14 protein-coding genes are annotated in these 16,196 nt (G+C 68.8%); 11 read left to right on the top strand and 3 right to left on the bottom strand.

Annotation, left to right across the window (positions count from 1 at the left end):
• The first annotated feature begins 156 nt into the window (after positions 1-156).
• The 3 genes from J3P36_RS01480 (at position 157) to J3P36_RS01470 (ending at position 2,972) form a co-directional block, all read left to right on the top strand.
• The gene (locus J3P36_RS01480) at positions 157-474 is read left to right on the top strand and encodes a nucleotide pyrophosphohydrolase (RefSeq protein WP_210505493.1); all 318 of its coding nucleotides are present in this window, start codon (positions 157-159) and stop codon (positions 472-474) included.
• On the top strand, positions 461-2,263 hold the full coding sequence (locus J3P36_RS01475) for a DNA/RNA helicase domain-containing protein (RefSeq protein WP_210505492.1): 1,803 nt from the start codon (positions 461-463) through the stop codon (positions 2,261-2,263). The genes J3P36_RS01480 and J3P36_RS01475 overlap by 14 nt, the downstream gene beginning before the upstream one ends.
• A gap of 472 nt (positions 2,264-2,735) precedes the next feature.
• The gene (locus J3P36_RS01470; RefSeq protein ID WP_210505491.1) at positions 2,736-2,972 is read left to right on the top strand and encodes a metallophosphoesterase; all 237 of its coding nucleotides are present in this window, start codon (positions 2,736-2,738) and stop codon (positions 2,970-2,972) included.
• On the opposite strand, the gene J3P36_RS01465 is transcribed toward J3P36_RS01470, so the two are convergent.
• From J3P36_RS01465 to J3P36_RS01455, 3 genes are all read right to left on the bottom strand, one after another.
• Positions 2,923-3,495: an APC family permease gene (locus tag J3P36_RS01465; protein ID WP_307806913.1), complete on the bottom strand. Its 573-nt coding sequence runs from the start codon at positions 3,493-3,495 to the stop codon at positions 2,923-2,925. The genes J3P36_RS01470 and J3P36_RS01465 overlap by 50 nt on opposite strands.
• Positions 3,496-3,805: 310 nt before the next feature.
• Complete coding sequence (locus J3P36_RS16690; protein ID WP_210505489.1) at positions 3,806-4,699, bottom strand: HNH endonuclease; 894 nt, start codon at positions 4,697-4,699, stop codon at positions 3,806-3,808.
• A 497-nt stretch (positions 4,700-5,196) separates the two neighbouring features.
• Positions 5,197-6,570, bottom strand: a complete 1,374-nt coding sequence (locus tag J3P36_RS01455; RefSeq protein WP_210505488.1) for an APC family permease — start codon at positions 6,568-6,570, stop codon at positions 5,197-5,199.
• A 202-nt stretch (positions 6,571-6,772) separates the two neighbouring features.
• Between J3P36_RS01455 and J3P36_RS01450 the strand changes: the two genes are divergently transcribed.
• The 8 genes from J3P36_RS01450 (at position 6,773) to J3P36_RS01415 (ending at position 16,188) form a co-directional block, all read left to right on the top strand.
• Positions 6,773-7,897 carry an ABC transporter permease gene (locus tag J3P36_RS01450; RefSeq protein ID WP_210505487.1) on the top strand — a complete coding sequence of 375 codons (1,125 nt, stop codon included), beginning with the start codon at positions 6,773-6,775 and terminating at the stop codon, positions 7,895-7,897.
• On the top strand, positions 7,894-8,922 hold the full coding sequence (locus J3P36_RS01445; protein ID WP_210505486.1) for an ABC transporter permease: 1,029 nt from the start codon (positions 7,894-7,896) through the stop codon (positions 8,920-8,922). Before J3P36_RS01450 ends, J3P36_RS01445 begins: the two co-directional genes overlap by 4 nt.
• A gap of 95 nt (positions 8,923-9,017) precedes the next feature.
• A complete protein-coding gene (locus tag J3P36_RS01440) occupies positions 9,018-10,106 on the top strand; it encodes a BMP family ABC transporter substrate-binding protein (protein ID WP_210505485.1) in 1,089 nt (362 codons plus the stop codon).
• 38 nt (positions 10,107-10,144) lie between these two features.
• Entirely contained in the window at positions 10,145-11,725 is a 1,581-nt protein-coding gene (locus J3P36_RS01435; RefSeq protein ID WP_210505484.1) for an ABC transporter ATP-binding protein, read from the top strand.
• Complete coding sequence (locus J3P36_RS01430; protein WP_210505483.1) at positions 11,722-13,056, top strand: amidohydrolase family protein; 1,335 nt, start codon at positions 11,722-11,724, stop codon at positions 13,054-13,056. The genes J3P36_RS01435 and J3P36_RS01430 overlap by 4 nt, the downstream gene beginning before the upstream one ends.
• A complete protein-coding gene (locus J3P36_RS01425; RefSeq protein WP_210505482.1) occupies positions 13,056-13,859 on the top strand; it encodes a DeoR/GlpR family DNA-binding transcription regulator in 804 nt (267 codons plus the stop codon). The genes J3P36_RS01430 and J3P36_RS01425 overlap by 1 nt, the downstream gene beginning before the upstream one ends.
• A complete protein-coding gene (locus J3P36_RS01420) occupies positions 13,856-14,665 on the top strand; it encodes a BtpA/SgcQ family protein (protein ID WP_210505481.1) in 810 nt (269 codons plus the stop codon). Before J3P36_RS01425 ends, J3P36_RS01420 begins: the two co-directional genes overlap by 4 nt.
• 50 nt (positions 14,666-14,715) lie before the next feature.
• Positions 14,716-16,188, top strand: coding sequence for an FGGY-family carbohydrate kinase (locus J3P36_RS01415; RefSeq protein ID WP_210505480.1), 1,473 nt, complete (start codon positions 14,716-14,718; stop codon positions 16,186-16,188).
• Positions 16,189-16,196 lie beyond the last annotated feature (8 nt).

Genomic DNA, 16,196 nt, shown 5'->3' with positions numbered 1-16,196 from the left:
TGCCGCGGCGTCCAGTCCCGCTCCGCGTAACTAGTGCGTCCGCGGCGGAGCGCGTAGAAGTCGGACTCCGCGCACGCCGAGCGGTCGGTCGACGCGCGATGGGGGGCAACAGGTTGCCCGCGCCGTTCAAGCATCGCGCCCTGATAACTTCGACCCATGGACGAGACCGTGCGTCAGCAGATCGCCGCGTTCGTCGCTGAGCGCGACTGGTCACAATTCCATACGACGGAGAACCTGGCCAAGAGCATCGCCATCGAGGCTGGGGAGTTGCTGGAGTGCTTCCAATGGAACGCCGACGCCGACGAGAGTCGGGTGCGCGAAGAGTTGGCAGACGTGCTTACGTACTGCATCCTGCTTGCCGACCGCATCGGGGCTGACCTGAATCAAATCGTGCTGGATAAGCTGGCGATGACGGGGGAGAAGTATCCGGTCGAGAAAGCTCGGGGGCGAAGCAGGAAGTATGACGACCTGTGAAATCACGCGGCTAGCGTTCAGCCAGGAAACCCTCAAAGCTTGGGGCTCCACTGATCCTCGCCACAGCAACTGGCCCGTCGTATACGTCCTCGATGACTCCCACAAGGACAGCGAACCAGCGGGTCGCCTCTCTTTGAACGAGGTCTACGTCGGGGAATCTCTGAACGTCGCCGCTCGTATGCGGCAGCACCTCGACTCCTCCCAGAAGAACCACCTCACCACTGTCCGGGTGATAGTCGACAAGACGTTCAACAAGTCCGTCTGCCTAGACCTCGAGTCCTACCTCATCCGTCTTCTAGCTGGGGACGGCCGGTACAGCGTGCTGAACCGCAATGACGGCGTCACCGATGCCGACTACTACGACAGGGCCACCTACCGCGCCAAATTCCTCGAGATCTTCGATGAGCTGCGGCGGGACGGCCTCTTCAGCCGAACAGTCCCAGAGATCGAGAACAGTGACCACTTCAAGCTGTCCCCATTCAAGGCGCTGACCCCGGACCAGGCTAGCTCCGTCGAAGACATCCTGGAAGGGCTCTTCGAGGACCTACAACGCGGCGCGCAGAGCACGATCGTCATCCAAGGAGCGCCTGGCACGGGCAAGACGGTTCTCGCGATCTACCTGCTCAAGCTGATCATCGACATCGGGCGGACGACTCCGGCGGAGGGCCTCGATGGCAACTCGATGTTCTCGGACTTCTTCGGGAGCGGATACGGCGACCTCGTGAAGGACATCCGCATCGGCCTCGTCGTCCCACAACAGTCGTTGCGGGAGTCCATCAAGAAGGTCTTCAACAAGACTCCGGGATTGCACCCGGGGATGGTGTTAACCCCCTTCGATGTCGGAGGGGCGGAGCAGGACTTCGACGTGCTGCTAATCGACGAAACTCATCGCCTGAATCAGCGGGCGAATCAACCGTCCGGAGTGCAGAACAAGAAGTTCCGTGAGATTACCGAGACGCTCTTCGGCTCGGACGACTTGACAAAGACCCAGTTGGACTGGATACGAACGAAGAGCAAGCACCAGATCTTTCTTCTGGATGCAGCACAGTCAGTCCGGCCTGCAGACCTTCCGCGCACGCTGCTCGACGAACTCGTCCGCGAAACGGAAAGAAGCGGCCGTCACTACCGACTGACGTCCCAGATGCGCGTGCGAGCGGGTGACGACTACGTTGGCTATGTCCGAGCCATCCTTCGGCCGCCGAGCGTCGCCCCTCGAGAGCTGGTGCGGCAGGAGTTCGAGGGATACGACTTCCGAATGTTCGACAGCGTCGCCGACATGCGAGAAGAAATCCGACGGAGGGACGCAGAGTCGGGGCTCGCGCGGCTGGTCGCAGGGTACGCATGGGAGTGGAAGAGCAGGTCCGACAAGACGGCGCACGACATCGAGATCGACGGCTCTTACCTCCGGTGGAACAGTTCCGCGATCGACTGGATCGCGTCTCCGAAATCCCTTGAGGAAGTCGGGTCGATCCACACCGTCCAGGGCTACGACCTCAACTATGCCGGCGTCATCATCGGACCTGACCTTACTTACGACATGGCCAACCGCCAGCTAACGATCGACCGGGCAGCCTACTTTGACAAGAAGGGCAAGGAGAATAACCCGGTCCTGGGCAAGGCCTACGGCGACCAGGACCTGCTGCAGTTCATCACCAACATCTACGCGGTCCTGCTCACACGTGGCATTCTCGGAACGTACGTCTACGCCTGCGACCCGGGACTTCGCGCCTATCTGGCCAAGTTCATCGGAAACGGCTCGGCAACGGGGGGGGGCCCGGCTAGCCGCTGAAGTTGCCGTCCTCGGGGCGGACTACGTCGCCTGGGGCCCGCGACCGCGGACTTCGGTGGGACTGGAGAAGACGTCGGCAAGGAAGGCCGCCGGGAGCCGATGATCGAGGGAGAGCGAGCCTCGTTGCTGCTCGCGGCCTTGGTCAGCCTGCGCATCCGCGGCAAGCAGGGCGGCACCTTCGGCGCGACGGCACCGCGGACCCTCGCGCCATGGCCGCGCTTTTCCGCGCGGTCGACCGCCTCGAGAAGCGGATGCGCCCTCGGCCCGACCGACTTCGTCGACTAGGCGGCTGGCTACGTGGAGCGGCCCGCCGAGGCCTTCGCGATCGTCGCGCAGCGCGCGATGGACGCCTACGGGATGACCGTCCCACCCTGGGCTAATAGATCAACGACGCCTCCTGAACGCCACGTCGCCGCCGCATCCCGGCGATCCTCCCCGTCGGTGTCGGCAGCCCCGCCTACCGTCCCAGCGTGTGGAGATCCTCCACACCTCGGACTGGCACATCGGGCGCACCTTCCACACGCACTCGACGCTCGCGCACCTGCTCGAGGTGCGCGACGCGCTGGCGACCGCCGTGCGGGAGCAGGGGCTCGACGTGGTGCTCGTCGCGGGCGACGTCGTCGACTCGTCGATGCCGTCCGCCGCCGCCATAACCCTGCTCAGCGACGTGTTCCGCCGCATCCGCGAGGCTGGCGCGAAGATCGTGTGACAAGCGGCACTGACGACTTCATCACGCGATGATCGCGAGCACGGGCACCACCCGGGGCACGTGGAAGCACCAACACGCTCACATTCGCGGAGATGAAGACGAGGAGGAGCAGCAGCACCGTCGTCTGAGCGAGGGTGCCGACGTCGCCGAGGACGCTGAGCAGCATTGTCGCGCCGCCGATGACGAGGATCGAGACCCACGGCGTGCGCCGATTCTTGACCACGCGCCCGAACGCGCTGGGCAGCAGGCCCGACTCGGCGAGGCCGTAGGCCACCCGGCTCGCCATCACCATGAACAGCAGGGCGCCGTTCGCGATCGCGACGAGGGCGATGAGGCTGAAGATCCAGAGCGGGATGCCGACGCCGCTGCCGCGGACCACCTCGAGCAGCGGGCCGCTCGAGGTCGTGAGCGTCGTCGGCTCGACGGCGATCACGGCGCCCAGCGCGATGAGCAGATAGACCACGGCGGCGGTGCCGAGGGCCGCGAACAGAGCGCGCGGATACACCTTGGACGGGTTCCGCACCTCCTCCGCCATATTGGCCGCGGCCTCGAAGCCGAGGAAGGAGAAGAACGCGAGGGGGGAACGCTGCGCCTCCGCGGCTTGCGCAGGTTCTAGGTGAGAACATCGCGCGCTATCCGCCCACGCACAGTTCGGCCGCCACGTAACCGCCCGAGGTGTTCACGTTCCGCAAGCTCGGGGTTTTGGCTGCAGGCACTCGCTGACAAGCCGCTTCAGCCGTTGCTCCGCACTGTCGAATCCGCGATGTTCCAGGCAGAGCCGTCATCCACTCGGTTTAGCAGGGGACATTGCGGCCGTGTGGCACGTCATGCGCCTACATGACGAATTTTCGGATTTCGTCGCCGCGCCTTAGGAGCGTTGTATCAGGCCGAAGGCTGCGAAGAACTGGCAGGTTTTCAAGCGGTAGCCCATGGAACGACGAAAGCTCCTCGTATCCGAATCTCCTCTTCTCAGGCAACAGCAATCTGGCGGCGGAACTGACCCGGATCGTGTAGTCGTCGTCGACGGTGAAGAGAGCGGAATCATATGCTGCGTGATGGTTTCGGCAAAGATTCATCCCATTGGAGACAGAGTCATTGTTCACCCCGCTCCACACCGGTACGATGTGGGCCGCCTCCGTCAAGTTGAGTTGAAGGCCGCACACTGCGCATCCGTACCGGTAGGCCGTACGAACTCGGGTCCCAAAGTCTGCTGAGCGGAAGCGCTTTCGAACCTGCTGCACCATGACGTCCCTCTCGTCAATAGGCGGGAGATCCGTGCTCCCCAGATTCATTGCGCTCACGACGTCGGAGGGCCGCAGGCTGTGCATCTCGGCCAGGGACTCGAGGTACACGGCGAGGAAATATGGCTGCAAAGCAACCACCACATCGCCGCTTCCTCTGATCTCAGAGGAGACACCTACGTCGGCTGCCAGCACCATGGTGTCCAGTGAGACCTGCAGCGACGGCGAAGCCGCGGATCGCTGCGAGTGACGGAATGGATCCCAGGCGGTGAATACCTGCAGGTCATCAGACCATCCGAGTACGACGCGCGAATGAGAGGAAACGGCAGGCGGCATTGTTGGAGTTACCTGGACACGATACTCGTCAGGGTTGCGCGTTGCGCCTCCATGCGTCACGTTCCAGATGAAGATTTCAATGATGCCCGGAGCTTCAGCGCCGTGGCCCAGAGCCAGCAGGAAGGGTTTCCTGTGTTCGAGAATGCGCACGACCGTGCCTGAACGGTCGAGTGACAAGAGTATAACTTCCAGCAACTCATTCTGATTAAGACGTGTCATACCGCTCCCGTGTTGCGAACCTGCAAAAGATACTAACGGTATGGTGGTTGCCCCTGCTCGCTACCTTCGGGTTTTTGGTCTATCTGCCGCTTCTCAATGGCGCGTGTTCTCGCGGGAAGCAACATCCGTCAGTACAACCTGCGCCCAACTCGACGGTCTCGTGCGCAATTACGAGCAGAGGACTGATTCTCAACGCGAAGCGGCCGAATCCACGGCTCGGATGCTGCCGCTTCTGAGTCGGCGTGCCAGGACACCAGGCAACACAACCAGTATTCGCCGGATTGCCGTCGATCAACAAGAGAGTATCGAGGGGCGGCCCAGGGCATCGCCGCAACTGCGATTGTGGACGTTGAAGCTCGTAGTGCCCTTGTAGGGACGAAAAGCTCCTCGGATTCCAGGTGTAACGAAAAGTCGGCCGCTGTATCGCCTCAGCTCGAGGGCTCGCTTGGTACCTGCTCCGCTCTTGTCTTCGAGAACCGCGCCACGAAGAACAGCACCGTCCCCACCACCGCGTACCCGAGCGACCCGAGCCACGCGATCCCGCTCTGCTGCGTGAGCAGCACGAGCGCCGCGATGATCGCGAGCACCGGCACCACCCGGGGCACATGGAAGTGGTCGTGCTCGACGCGGTCCTTCTTCAGCACCAGCACGCTGATGTTGGCCGAGATGAAGACGAGGAGGAGCAGCAGCACCGTCGTCTGGGCCAGCGTGCCGACGTCGCCGAGGATGCTCAGCAGCATCGTCGCGCCGCCGATGACGAGGATCGACACCCACGGCGTGCGGCGGTTGAGGAGCACCCGCCCGAACGCGGTGGGGAGCAGGCCCGACTCGGCGAGACCGTAGGCGACCCGGCTCGCCATCACCATGAAGAGCAGGGCGCCGTTCGCGATCGCGACGAGGGCGATGAGGCTGAAGATCCACAGCGGGATGCCCACGCCGCTGCCGCGGACCACCTCGAGCAGCGGGCCGCTCGACGTCGCGAGCTCGGACGGCTCCACGGCGATCACGGCGCCGAGCGCGATGAGGAGGTAGACGACCGCGGCCGTGCCGAGCGCGGCGAACAGCGCCCGCGGATACACCTTCGACGGGTTGCGCACCTCCTCCGCCATGTTCGCGGCCGCCTCGAACCCGAGGAAGGAGAAGAACGCGACGATCGAGGCCGCGAACGCACCCTGCAGCGGAGGAACGTCGGGCGCGAACTCGAGCACGCGCGCCGGGTCCCCACCGCCGCCGCCAAGGAGCACGGCGGCGCAGAAGATCACGATCACGAGGCCCGTGACCTCGATCACCGATGCCACCAGGTTCGCGGTCAGCGACTCGCGGACGCCCCACAGGTTGATCAGAACGAGGATGCCGATGAAGACGATCGCGGTCGGGGCCGCCGGCAGGGCCGGCAGCAGCGCGCCGAGGTAGTCGCCGGCGAACGCGTTCGCGAGCGCGGCCGCCGTCGTGATGCCCGACGACATCATCAGGAACCCGACGAGGAACGACACGTACGGGACCTTGAACGCCCGCTCTGCGTACCGGGCGGCGCCGCCCGCGTGCGGATACTTCGTGATCAGCTCCGCGTAGGTTCCCGCCGTCAGGAGTGCCGCGACGAGTGCGATGAGCAACGGCAGCCAGATGACGCCGCCGACATCGGTGGCCATGGTGCCGACCAGCGTGTAGATGCCCGCGCCGAGGGTATCGCCGACGATGAAGGCGAAGAGGAGGGGGCCGGTGACGACCCGCTTGAGGTGGCCGATCCCCTTGACGGGGACCGCACCGGCCGTCGCGCCCGAGGCGCTTGCCGCGCTAGTCATGCGAACACCTCACTCACCACCGCCGCCCGCAACAAGGGGTTGCCACCGCAAGGGGTGCGGTGGGTGGCCCTGCACGTTGGGCCGCACCGATCGCGACCGTGTGAATTCGTAACACTGGCGAAACCGAAACAAGTGTGAATACGTAACACGGGCCCGCCAGGCTGTGCCGAGTACCTCTCGCACCACCGAGCCGGGGAGCCCCATGCAGCGCGACGCGATCGAGCGGACCATCCGCCGCATCGGCATGCCCGTGCTCGCGATCGTGGCCTCGCTGATGGTCGGCGCACTGCTCGTCCTGGCGCTGGGGGAGTCGCCGGTCGCAGCCGCGAGCACCGTCGTGCAGGCGGGGTTCTCCTGCTCACCCGGCTACTGCAACCTCGGCGGCACCCTCGCCCTCGCCGGGCCGATCATCTTCTGCGCCCTCGGCGCTGTCGTCTCCCTCCGCACGGGGCTGTTCAGCATCGGGCAGGAGGGCCAGTACGCGCTCGGCGGGCTCGCCGGAGCCGTCGCCGGCTACGCGATCGCGGCGCCGGCGGGAGTCGCCCCGGTCGTCGCCCTCGCCGCCTCGGCCCTCATGGGAGCGCTGTGGGGAGTGATCCCGGCGATCCTCAAGGTCTTCCTCGGCGTCAACGAGCTCATCATCACGATCGTCCTCAACGCCATCGCCGGCCTGCTGCTCGACTTCCTCGTCAACTACCCGCTGCGCGCGGAGGCGTCGACTAACGGATACACGCACGTCGTGCGCGACGAGGCGCGGCTCCCGGTCTTCGACACCTCGACCAAGTTCGGGCTCGCCTTCGTGCTGGCGGTCCTCGCCGTCGTCGCCGTCGGCTTCTACCTCAACCGCACCACCGTCGGCTACGAGCAGCGGATGTCAGGGGAGGCGCCGGCGTTCGCCCGCTACTCCGGTATGTCGAGCACCGCGAGCGTGCTCCGCGCCGGCCTGCTCGGCGGCGCCCTCGCCGGCATCGGCGGCGGCATCCAGGTGATCGGCACCAACTACCGCGTCGTCGAGGGCTTCTCCGACGGCACCGGATTCACCGGCCTGACGGCCGCGATCCTCGGCGGGACGACCGCGATCGGAGCCGGGCTCCTCGGCATCCTCTACGCCGGCATCACCGTCGGCGCGGTCAACGGCCTGCAGATCATGCTCGGCGTGCCGCGCGAGATCGGCTCGACCGTGCTCGCGCTGATGATCGTCTTCATCGCCGCCCAGGCGCCGCTGCTCACCCGGTGGGAACGATTCCTCGACCGGCGGAGGGCGAACCGGCTGCTCGACTCGGGCGCCAGTCTCGCCCAGCCGGCGGGACGGGGGAGCGCAGCATGAATCTCGTCGCCGACTTCCTCAACAGCGGCATCCGCCTCACGGTGCCGATCCTCTTCGCCGCGATCGCCTCGCTGCTGAGCGCCCGAGCCGGCGTGCTCAACCTCGCAATCGAGTCCAAGGTGCTCGCCGGCGCCTTCGTCGGCATCCTCGTCGCGGCCGGGACGGGCAACACACTCCTCGGCGTCCTCGCCGCCGCGGCGAGCGGCGCGCTGATCGGCGCTCTCCTCGCCCTCGCCCAACGCCTCGGGGTCGACCTCGTGGTGCTCGCGATCGGGCTCAACATCCTCGTGCTGCAGCTCACCGTCTACCTGATGCGGTCCTACCTCGGCGGGGTGGGGACCTACAGCCCGGACCTCGAGACGATCCCGCCGCTCACAATCCCAGGCATCAGCGACCTGCCCTTCCTCGGCGCGCTCCTCAGCCGGCTGAACTGGTCGGTCTACCTCGCCTTCTTCGCCGCCATCCTCGTCGGGATCTACTTCCGCACCCGCAGCGGACGACACCTCCTCGCCGTCGGGGAGGCGCCGATCGCCGCGGCATCCGCGGGCCTCTCCGTCGGTCGCACCCAGACCCTCACCCTGCTCGCGGCCGGCGCCCTCGCGGGCATCGGCGGCGCCTACCTCTCGGTCGGGGACCTCGGCCTGTTCACCCGCAACATGAGCGCGGACCGTGGCTGGATCGGCATCACCGCCGCGCTCCTCGCGCTCAACAAGCCCGCCTTCATCGTGCCCGCCGCGGCCGTGTTCGGCTTCGCGAGCGCCGCGTCGATCCGCCTGCAGGCGTTCGACGTGCCCGCGAGCGTGACGCAGTTCATCCCGCAGGGCGCCGCGTTCGTCGCGCTCGTCCTCGTCGGACTGCGCGCCAAGTCGAGGGGCTCGTTCCTCCGGCTGTGGTCGCAGAGCAGCCGGATCCCGCTGGGGCGACTCCGAGAACCGGGGCCGCCGAGGCCCGAGCCCGGCGCGGCGCCCCCACCGGAGTCGTCGCGGGTCGAGGAGCCGTCCTCCTCCCGCTCCCCGCGGGGCTGACGGCCAGCAGCACCTCCCGCTCCACCCACCCGCACCACGAACGTTCCACCGACGCACCACCGCACCGTTCCGCACCATTCCCTCGAAGGAGCCCCATGTCACGACAGCGGATCGCCCTGGTCCCTCTCTCCGCCCTCGCCGTCACCGCGCTTCTCGCCGGCTGTGCCGGCGGCTCAGCGGATGACGCCGCCGCCTCCGGCGACGACACGTTCACCTACGCCCTCATCACGCCCGGCGCGGCCGGGGACGGCGGCTACATCGACTCCGCCATCGCGGGCGTCGAGCTCGCGAAGGACGAGCTCGGCGTGGAGGGCCGCCTCGTCGAGGCCGAGTCGGTCTCCCAGCAGGAGGGCGTCATCCGCTCCACCGTCGCCACCCAGCCGGACATCATCCTCGCGCCGGGACTCGACCCGGAGGCGCTGCTCGCGGTCGCAGAGGAGAACCCCGACCAGAGGTTCGGCGTGCCGAGCGACATCTTCGTCGACGAGCTGCCCGACAACGTGCAGGCGTTCGCCATCAACGTGCACGAGAGCAGCTTCCTCGGCGGCTACATCGCGGGGAAGATGACCCAGACCAAGAAGGTCGGCGCGGTGCTCGGCATCGAGGCGCCCGGGATCGACCAGTTCTACTACGGCTACATGCAGGGCGTCCTCGCCGCCTGCCCCGACTGCACGGTCACGTCCACCTACCTGAACGGCGAGTTCTCCGACCCGGCGGTCGGCCAGGAGGCGGCCCTCGCGCTCTACCAGGAGGGCAACGACATCATCTACGCCGTCGCCGGCCTCTCCGGCCAGGGCGTGTTCACCGCCGCCGAGCAGGAGGGCGCCTACGCCATCGGCGTCGACAGCAACCAGGACGGCGACGCGCCCGGCACGGTCATCGTCTCCGTCATGAAGCGCGTCGACCAGACCACCTACAACCTCATCGAGGCGGCGCTGAACGACGAGTTCGAGTCCGGCTTCGTGCAGGCCGGCATGGCCGAGGGCGTCTCGGGCATCTCGTGGGCTGACGGCTCCACCGTCTTCCAGGAGGAGGGACCGGAGGAGCTCGCCAGCCTCGTGCCGGGACTCACGAGCGAGGTGGAGGGCCTGCAGCAGCAGATCCTCGACGGCGAGATCGAGGTCTGCGATGCGCTCAACGACCCCTCGAGCGACGTCTGCGCCGAGCTCGGCCTCGCGTCCTGACCGACTGAACCGCCGGACGACAACGAAAGCAGCAGGACATGACACCGACCTCGGGCGAGACGCCCCGACTCGAGCTCCGCGGGCTGCGGAAGTACTTCGCCGCCTCGGGTGTGCTCGCCGTCGCGGACGTCTCGCTCGAGGTGGGGGCCGGTGAAGTCGTCGCCCTGATCGGGGAGAACGGGACCGGCAAGTCCACGCTGATGAACCTGCTCTTCGGCGTGCACTCGCCGGACGCCGGCACGATCCTCGTCGACGGCACCGAGGTGCAGATCCGGAGCCAGCAGGACGCCCTCCGGGTGGGGCTGGGGATGGTGCACCAGCACTTCGAGCTCGTGCCGTCCTTCACCGTGGCGCAGAACGTCCTCCTCGGGCGGGAGCCCCGCCGCCTCGGCTTCTACGACGACGCGGCGGCAGAGCGGCGGGTGGCGGAGCTCGCAGCCGAGACCGGCTTCACGGTCGACCCGCGGCAGGTGGTCCGGGATCTGCCGATCGGCACGCAGCAGCGCGTCGAGATCCTCAAGTCCCTGGCGGCGGACGCGCGCCTGCTCATCCTCGACGAGCCGACCGCGGTGCTCACCCCGAGCGAGGCCGACGACCTGGTGCTCCGAGTCCGCGCCCTGGCCGCGTCCGGACGCTCCGTCGTCTTCATCTCGCACAAGCTCCCCGAGGTGCAGGCCGTCGCCGACCGGATCGTCGTCATGCGCCGCGGCCGGGTCGTGGGGGAGTTCGCGCGGGGAGAGGCGTCCGACGCCGAGCTGGCGCGCCTGATGGTGGGGCGCGACGTGCTCCTCACCGCCGATCGGGCGGAGCAGGCGCCCGGTGCGCCGATCCTCGAGCTCGCCGGGGTATCCGTACCGCCCGGTGCGGACGGCAGCACCGGACTCGACGACGTCACGTTCTCGCTCCACGCGGGGGAGATCGTCGGCCTCGCGGGCGTCAGCGGCAACGGCCAGGACGAGCTCGTCGAGGCCATCGCCGCCCTGCGCACCCCGGCCTCGGGGACGATCCGCCTGGACGACGTCGAGCTGACGCGCAGGACCCCGGCCGGGGCGCGCGCGGCCGGCCTCGCCCACATCGCCGGCGACCGGATGCACGTCGGCCTCAACCGGCTCGCGACCCTCGAGGAGAACGCGGTCAGCACGTCGTTCACCTCGCGGGCCTTCGCCCGCGCGGGCGTCATCCGCCGCCGGGCGCGACGCGCCTTCGCCCAGCGGCTCATCGACGACTACGAGGTGCGGGGCGCTGCGCCCGGCCGCCCCGTCGGCTCGCTGTCCGGCGGCAACCTGCAGAAGGTCGTCATCGGGCGGGAGCTGCACGGCAGCCCGCGCGTCGTGCTCGCCAACCAGCCGACCCGGGGCCTCGACGTCGGGAGCATCGAGTTCGTGCACAAGGCCCTGTCGGCGGCGCGGGCTGCCGGAAGCGGCGTGCTGCTCGTCTCGACGGAGCTCGAGGAGATCATGGCCCTCTCCGACCGGGTCGCCGTCATGTTCGACGGCACGCTCCTCGGCCCGTTCCCGCGCTCCGAGCTCGACCGCGAGCGCCTCGGGCGACTGATGACCGGCGGCGCGGCCGCCACCCCGTTCCCGCTTGCCGACCCCGCCTCAGGAGGACTCCGATGAAGACCCTGGTCGTCGCCGACACCGTGTGGACCGGCTACCCCGCGAACCCCGTCTTCGAACCTGGCGTCGTGGAGGTCGAGGACGGCCGGATCGTCGCCGTCGGACCGGTTCCCGGTCCCCGTCCCGCCGGTCCCGGCGTCATGGACCTCGGCGAAGCCGTGGTGATGCCCGGGCTCGTGAACGCGCACGCGCACACCCCGATGTCCCTGATGCGCGGCGTCGCGGAGGGCGTCTCGCTGCTCACGATGGACGGCTTCCTGCAGACGCTCCGGGCGCACGAGGAGTTCCTCACGCCCGAGCTCGTCGCCGCCTCCGTCGCGGTCTCCTGCGCGGACATGATCCGCACCGGGACGACCGCCTTCGCCGACCAGTACTTCTACGCCGACGAGATCGTGCCCACCGTCGAGCGGTCGGGCCTGCGGGCCCGCGTCGCCTGGGGCATCGTCGAGCTCGGCGACGACGAGGCCCGCGCCCGCGAGCTCGCCGCCACGACCGCCTTCGTCGAATCGACGGATCCTGCGGGCGTGATCCGAGGGTGGGTGGGACCGCACGCCTTCTTTGTCGACAACCAGGTGGAGGCGATCCGCGCGGAGGTCGACCTCGCCGTCCGCCTCGGCGTCGGGCTGCACGCCCACTTCTCGACCTCCAGCGAGGAGGACGAGCACTGCCTCGCCGAGTACGGCCGCCCGGCCCTGCACGTGATGAAGGACCTCGGCCTGCTCGACGTGCCCCTCATCCTCGCCCACTGCAACACGGTGCCCGTCGATCAGCTGCCCCTCCTCGCCGGCACCCGCGCCACGATGGCGGTGATCCCCTCGGTCGCGATGCAGAGCGGCGCCCCCGCCGCTCCCGTCCGAGCGGCGCTCGACGCGGGCGTCAACGTGGCGCTCGGCTCCGACAACGTCTGCAACAACACGAACGTCGACCTGTTCGAGGAGATGCGCACCCTGGGCAAGCTTGCCGCCTTCACCTCGAAGGTGCCCAACCAGGTGACTTCCCGGGAGATCCTCGACATCGCCACCGCCGGCGGGCACCGTGCGCTCGACGGCGGACCGGACGACGGACGGCTCGTGCCCGGCGCGGTCGCGGACCTCATCGCGATTCCCATCTCCGACATCGCCCGGGGACCGCGGGGAGCGCAGTCGCTCGAGTCGGCTCTCATCTACTGCACGTCGGGCGCCTCCGTCCGATCCTCGATGGTCGCGGGCCGCTGGCTCATGCGGGACGGGGTCGTCGGGACAATCGACGCGGGCGCGGCACGCGCGCAGCAGCAAGCCGACTGGGACACTCTTCTCGGCCGCAAGGTGGCGGCGGAAGGAGCACGGCGCTGATGGATGTCGGAGAACGGCGCACCCGCATCGAGGAGCTGGTGACCCGCACCGGCGAGGTCTCCTTCGCGGACCTCTCGGCCAGCTTCGGGGTGTCGGAGATGACGATCCGCCGCGACATCGAGGCGCTGCAGGCCCAGGGGATCGTGCGCCGCGTCTCGGGCGGCGCGATCGCGCTCGGGGGGACGGCGTTCGAGCCCTCCTACGGGCTCCGAGCGGGTCAGGCGGTGGACAGCAAGGTCCAGATCGGCGAGGAGATCGCCGCGATGCTGCACCCCGGCGAGACGGTGCTGCTCGACAGCGGCAGCACCGTGCTCGCCGTCGCGCGCGCCATCCGGGGCAAGGACCTCGGCCTGACGGTGCTGACGCCGAGCATCGGCGTCGCCACCGAGCTCGCCGACGAGCCGCACACGCGGGTCCTGCTCGCGGGCGGCGAGGTCCGTCCGGGCGAGCTGAGCCTCATCGGCAGCGACACCGAGCTCTGGATCCGCCGCTACAACTGCGACACCTACGTCGCCGGTGTCGCTGGAGTGGACGCCGAGCGCGGCCTCACCGAGTACCACCCCGCGGAGGCCGCGGTGAAGCAGGCCGCGGTGCTCGCCGCCGGCCGGGTCCTGGTGGGGGTGGACGGCATGAAGCTCGGCCGCGTCCATCTCGTCACCGTGGCGCCGTTCGAGGCGATCTCCGCGCTCGTCTCCGACGCGCCGGCCACCCACCCCACCCTCGCCGCCGCGCGTGCCCGGGGGATCGAGGTCGTCACCGTTCCGTCCCCCGAACCGCACCTCGCCGCTGGAGAGATCTCATGAGCCGTTTCGCCGCCGTGTTCCCCGGAGTCCGCAAGCCCCTCATCGCGATGGCGCACGTCCCCGCGCTCCCAGGCACGCCCCTGTACGAGGCCGCCGGGGGAGTCGACGCCCTGATCGAGCACGTTCAGCGCGACGTCGCGATGCTCGTCGACGCGGGGTTCGACGCGGTGATGTTCTGCAACGAGAACGACCGGCCCTACCAGCTGAAGGCCGGCCCCGAGGCGTCGGCTGTGATGACCCGCGTCGTCACCGAATGCCGGCCCACGACGATCCCGTTCGGCGTCGACTACCTCTGGGACCCGTCGATCGCGCTCGCGACCGCCGTCGCCACCGGCGCCCGCTTCATGCGGGAGGTGGTCAGCGGCGTCTGGGAGTCCGACATGGGTCTCTGGAACACCGACGTCGCCACCACGCTCCGCGATCGCCGGCGCTTCGACCGGGACGACCTCGCCGTCCTGATGAACATCGCGCCCGAGTTCGCCTCGCCGATCGGCTCGAGGACCTTCCCGCAGATCGCCAAGAGCACGGTCGTCTCGAGCCTCGCCGACGCGATCCTCGTCTCCGGGCCGATGGCGGGGGCCGGCCCGGACGAGTCGGTGCTCCGCGAGGTCCGCGATGCGGTTCCGGAGGAGGTGCCGGTGCTGCTCAACACGGGCGCCCGCGCGGACACGATCGCTACGATGCTGACGATCGCGGACGGCTGCATCGTCGGATCCTCGCTCAAGGTCGACGGCCACACGTGGAACCCGGTCGACCCGGCGCGCGCGCAGGCGTTCGTGGAGGCGGCGAAGGTGGCGACCCCATGAGCCGACCGGCCCGCGCCGTCACCTTCTCGACGACCTAAGGGAGTCGGGGGATGGCGCACGTCACGATCGGCATCGACATCGGGACGACCGGGGTCAAGGGCATCGCTCTCGACACCGAGCGCGGGCTGCTCGCGCAGGAGACGCGGGCGAACACGCTGTCGTCGCCGCAGGCCGGATGGGCGGAGGCATCGACCGACCAGTGGCTGGCCAACGTCGTGGACGTCCTCAGCGCGCTGGCGAGCTCGCCCCTCGTCGTTCCGTCGGAGGTGGTCGCGATCGCGACCACCGGCATGGTGCCTGCCGTCGTGTGCCAGGACGACGCTGGGCGGGCCCTCCGCCCGGCGATCCTGCAGAACGACGCGCGCGCCTCCGGCGAGGTCGCCGAGCTCGCGGAAGCACTCGCGCCGCACGATCCGCTCGGCCGCACGGGCTCGCCGGTGACCCAGCAGTCGGTCGCTCCGACCGCGCTCTGGCTCGAGCGGAACGAGCCGGAGTCCTGGGCCCGGACCCGCACGCTCCTCGGGTCGTACGACTGGCTGCTCTTCGCGCTCGGCGCCGACCCGCACATCGAGCGTAACTGGGCCCTCGAGTCGGGGCTCTTCACGGTGGACGGCGAACCCTTCGCGCCGGCGTGGGGTGCGACGGAGGTGGGCGCTCGCCTCCCTCCTGTTCGCGGATCCGGGGAGGTGGTCGGGACGCTCGACGCGTCGATCGCCGCCCGAGTCGGCCTTCCGCCGGGCGTCGCGCTGGTCGTCGGGGGAGCGGACCACGTGCTCTCCGCCTACGCCGCCGGGCTGGCGTCCGAGGGCGACTGGCTGGTGAAGCTCGGGGGTGCCGGCGACATCCTCACCGTCTCCGCGTCGCCTCTCGTCGACCGGCGCTTCTACCTCGACGAGCATCCGATTGAAGGGCTCTGGCTGCCGAACGGCTGCATGGCGACGAGCGGCAGCCTGGTCCGCTGGGTGCAGGCACTGATCGGCGGACCCGACCTCCGGGAGATGGATGACGAAGCCGAGCGGCGGGGCGCGGCGGAGATCCTGTGCCTGCCCTACTTCCTCGGCGAGAAGAGCCCGCTCAACGACCCCGACCTGCGCGGCGTCTTCGCGGGCCTGCACCTCGGGCACGACCGAGTCGACCTCTACCGGTCCGCGCTCGAGGGGATCGCGTTCGGCTTCCGGCACAATGCGGACGCGATGCGCGAGGCGGGCCTTTCCCTTGCTCGCGCCACCGTGACGAACGGCGGCGCGACGTCCCTGCTGTGGAAGCGGATCCACGCGTCGGTGCTCGGGGTGCCGCTGCGGACTGTCTTGGGTCATCCCGGTGCCAGCTTGGGAGCGGCGGTCGCGGCGGCTGTCGGCGTCGGCGCCCTCGACGGCTGGCGGGATGTCGGCCGCTTCGTGGTTGAGGGCGAGGAGATCGAGCCGGATCCCGCACTCGTCGCGCGCTATGACGGAGCGTACGGGCTCTGGCGGGAGCTGTCGGAAGTCACCGCCAGCACGGCTCGAGCGATGGCCCGTCTGTGACTCTGTTC

Source organism: Naasia sp. SYSU D00057, assembly GCF_017916505.1.
Lineage (GTDB): Bacteria > Actinomycetota > Actinomycetes > Actinomycetales > Microbacteriaceae > Naasia.
The sequence above is the reverse complement of the archived record's forward strand: the minus strand, read 5'-3'. Positions and strand labels throughout refer to the sequence as shown.

What these genes read in the sequence shown, in the direction of transcription:
- J3P36_RS01445 (WP_210505486.1), top strand. Translation starts at nt 7,894, where the DNA reads ATGAATCTCGTCGCCGACTTCCTCAACAGCGGCATCCGCCTCACGGTG.
- J3P36_RS01415 (WP_210505480.1), top strand. Translation starts at nt 14,716, where the DNA reads ATGGCGCACGTCACGATCGGCATCGACATCGGGACGACCGGGGTCAAG.
- J3P36_RS01450 (WP_210505487.1), top strand. Translation starts at nt 6,773, where the DNA reads ATGCAGCGCGACGCGATCGAGCGGACCATCCGCCGCATCGGCATGCCC.
- J3P36_RS01455 (WP_210505488.1), bottom strand. Translation starts at nt 6,570, where the DNA reads ATGACTAGCGCGGCAAGCGCCTCGGGCGCGACGGCCGGTGCGGTCCCC.
- J3P36_RS01440 (WP_210505485.1), top strand. Translation starts at nt 9,018, where the DNA reads ATGTCACGACAGCGGATCGCCCTGGTCCCTCTCTCCGCCCTCGCCGTC.
- J3P36_RS01480 (WP_210505493.1), top strand. Translation starts at nt 157, where the DNA reads ATGGACGAGACCGTGCGTCAGCAGATCGCCGCGTTCGTCGCTGAGCGC.
- J3P36_RS01430 (WP_210505483.1), top strand. Translation starts at nt 11,722, where the DNA reads ATGAAGACCCTGGTCGTCGCCGACACCGTGTGGACCGGCTACCCCGCG.
- J3P36_RS01435 (WP_210505484.1), top strand. Translation starts at nt 10,145, where the DNA reads ATGACACCGACCTCGGGCGAGACGCCCCGACTCGAGCTCCGCGGGCTG.
- J3P36_RS01425 (WP_210505482.1), top strand. Translation starts at nt 13,056, where the DNA reads ATGGATGTCGGAGAACGGCGCACCCGCATCGAGGAGCTGGTGACCCGC.
- J3P36_RS01475 (WP_210505492.1), top strand. Translation starts at nt 461, where the DNA reads ATGACGACCTGTGAAATCACGCGGCTAGCGTTCAGCCAGGAAACCCTC.
- J3P36_RS01420 (WP_210505481.1), top strand. Translation starts at nt 13,856, where the DNA reads ATGAGCCGTTTCGCCGCCGTGTTCCCCGGAGTCCGCAAGCCCCTCATC.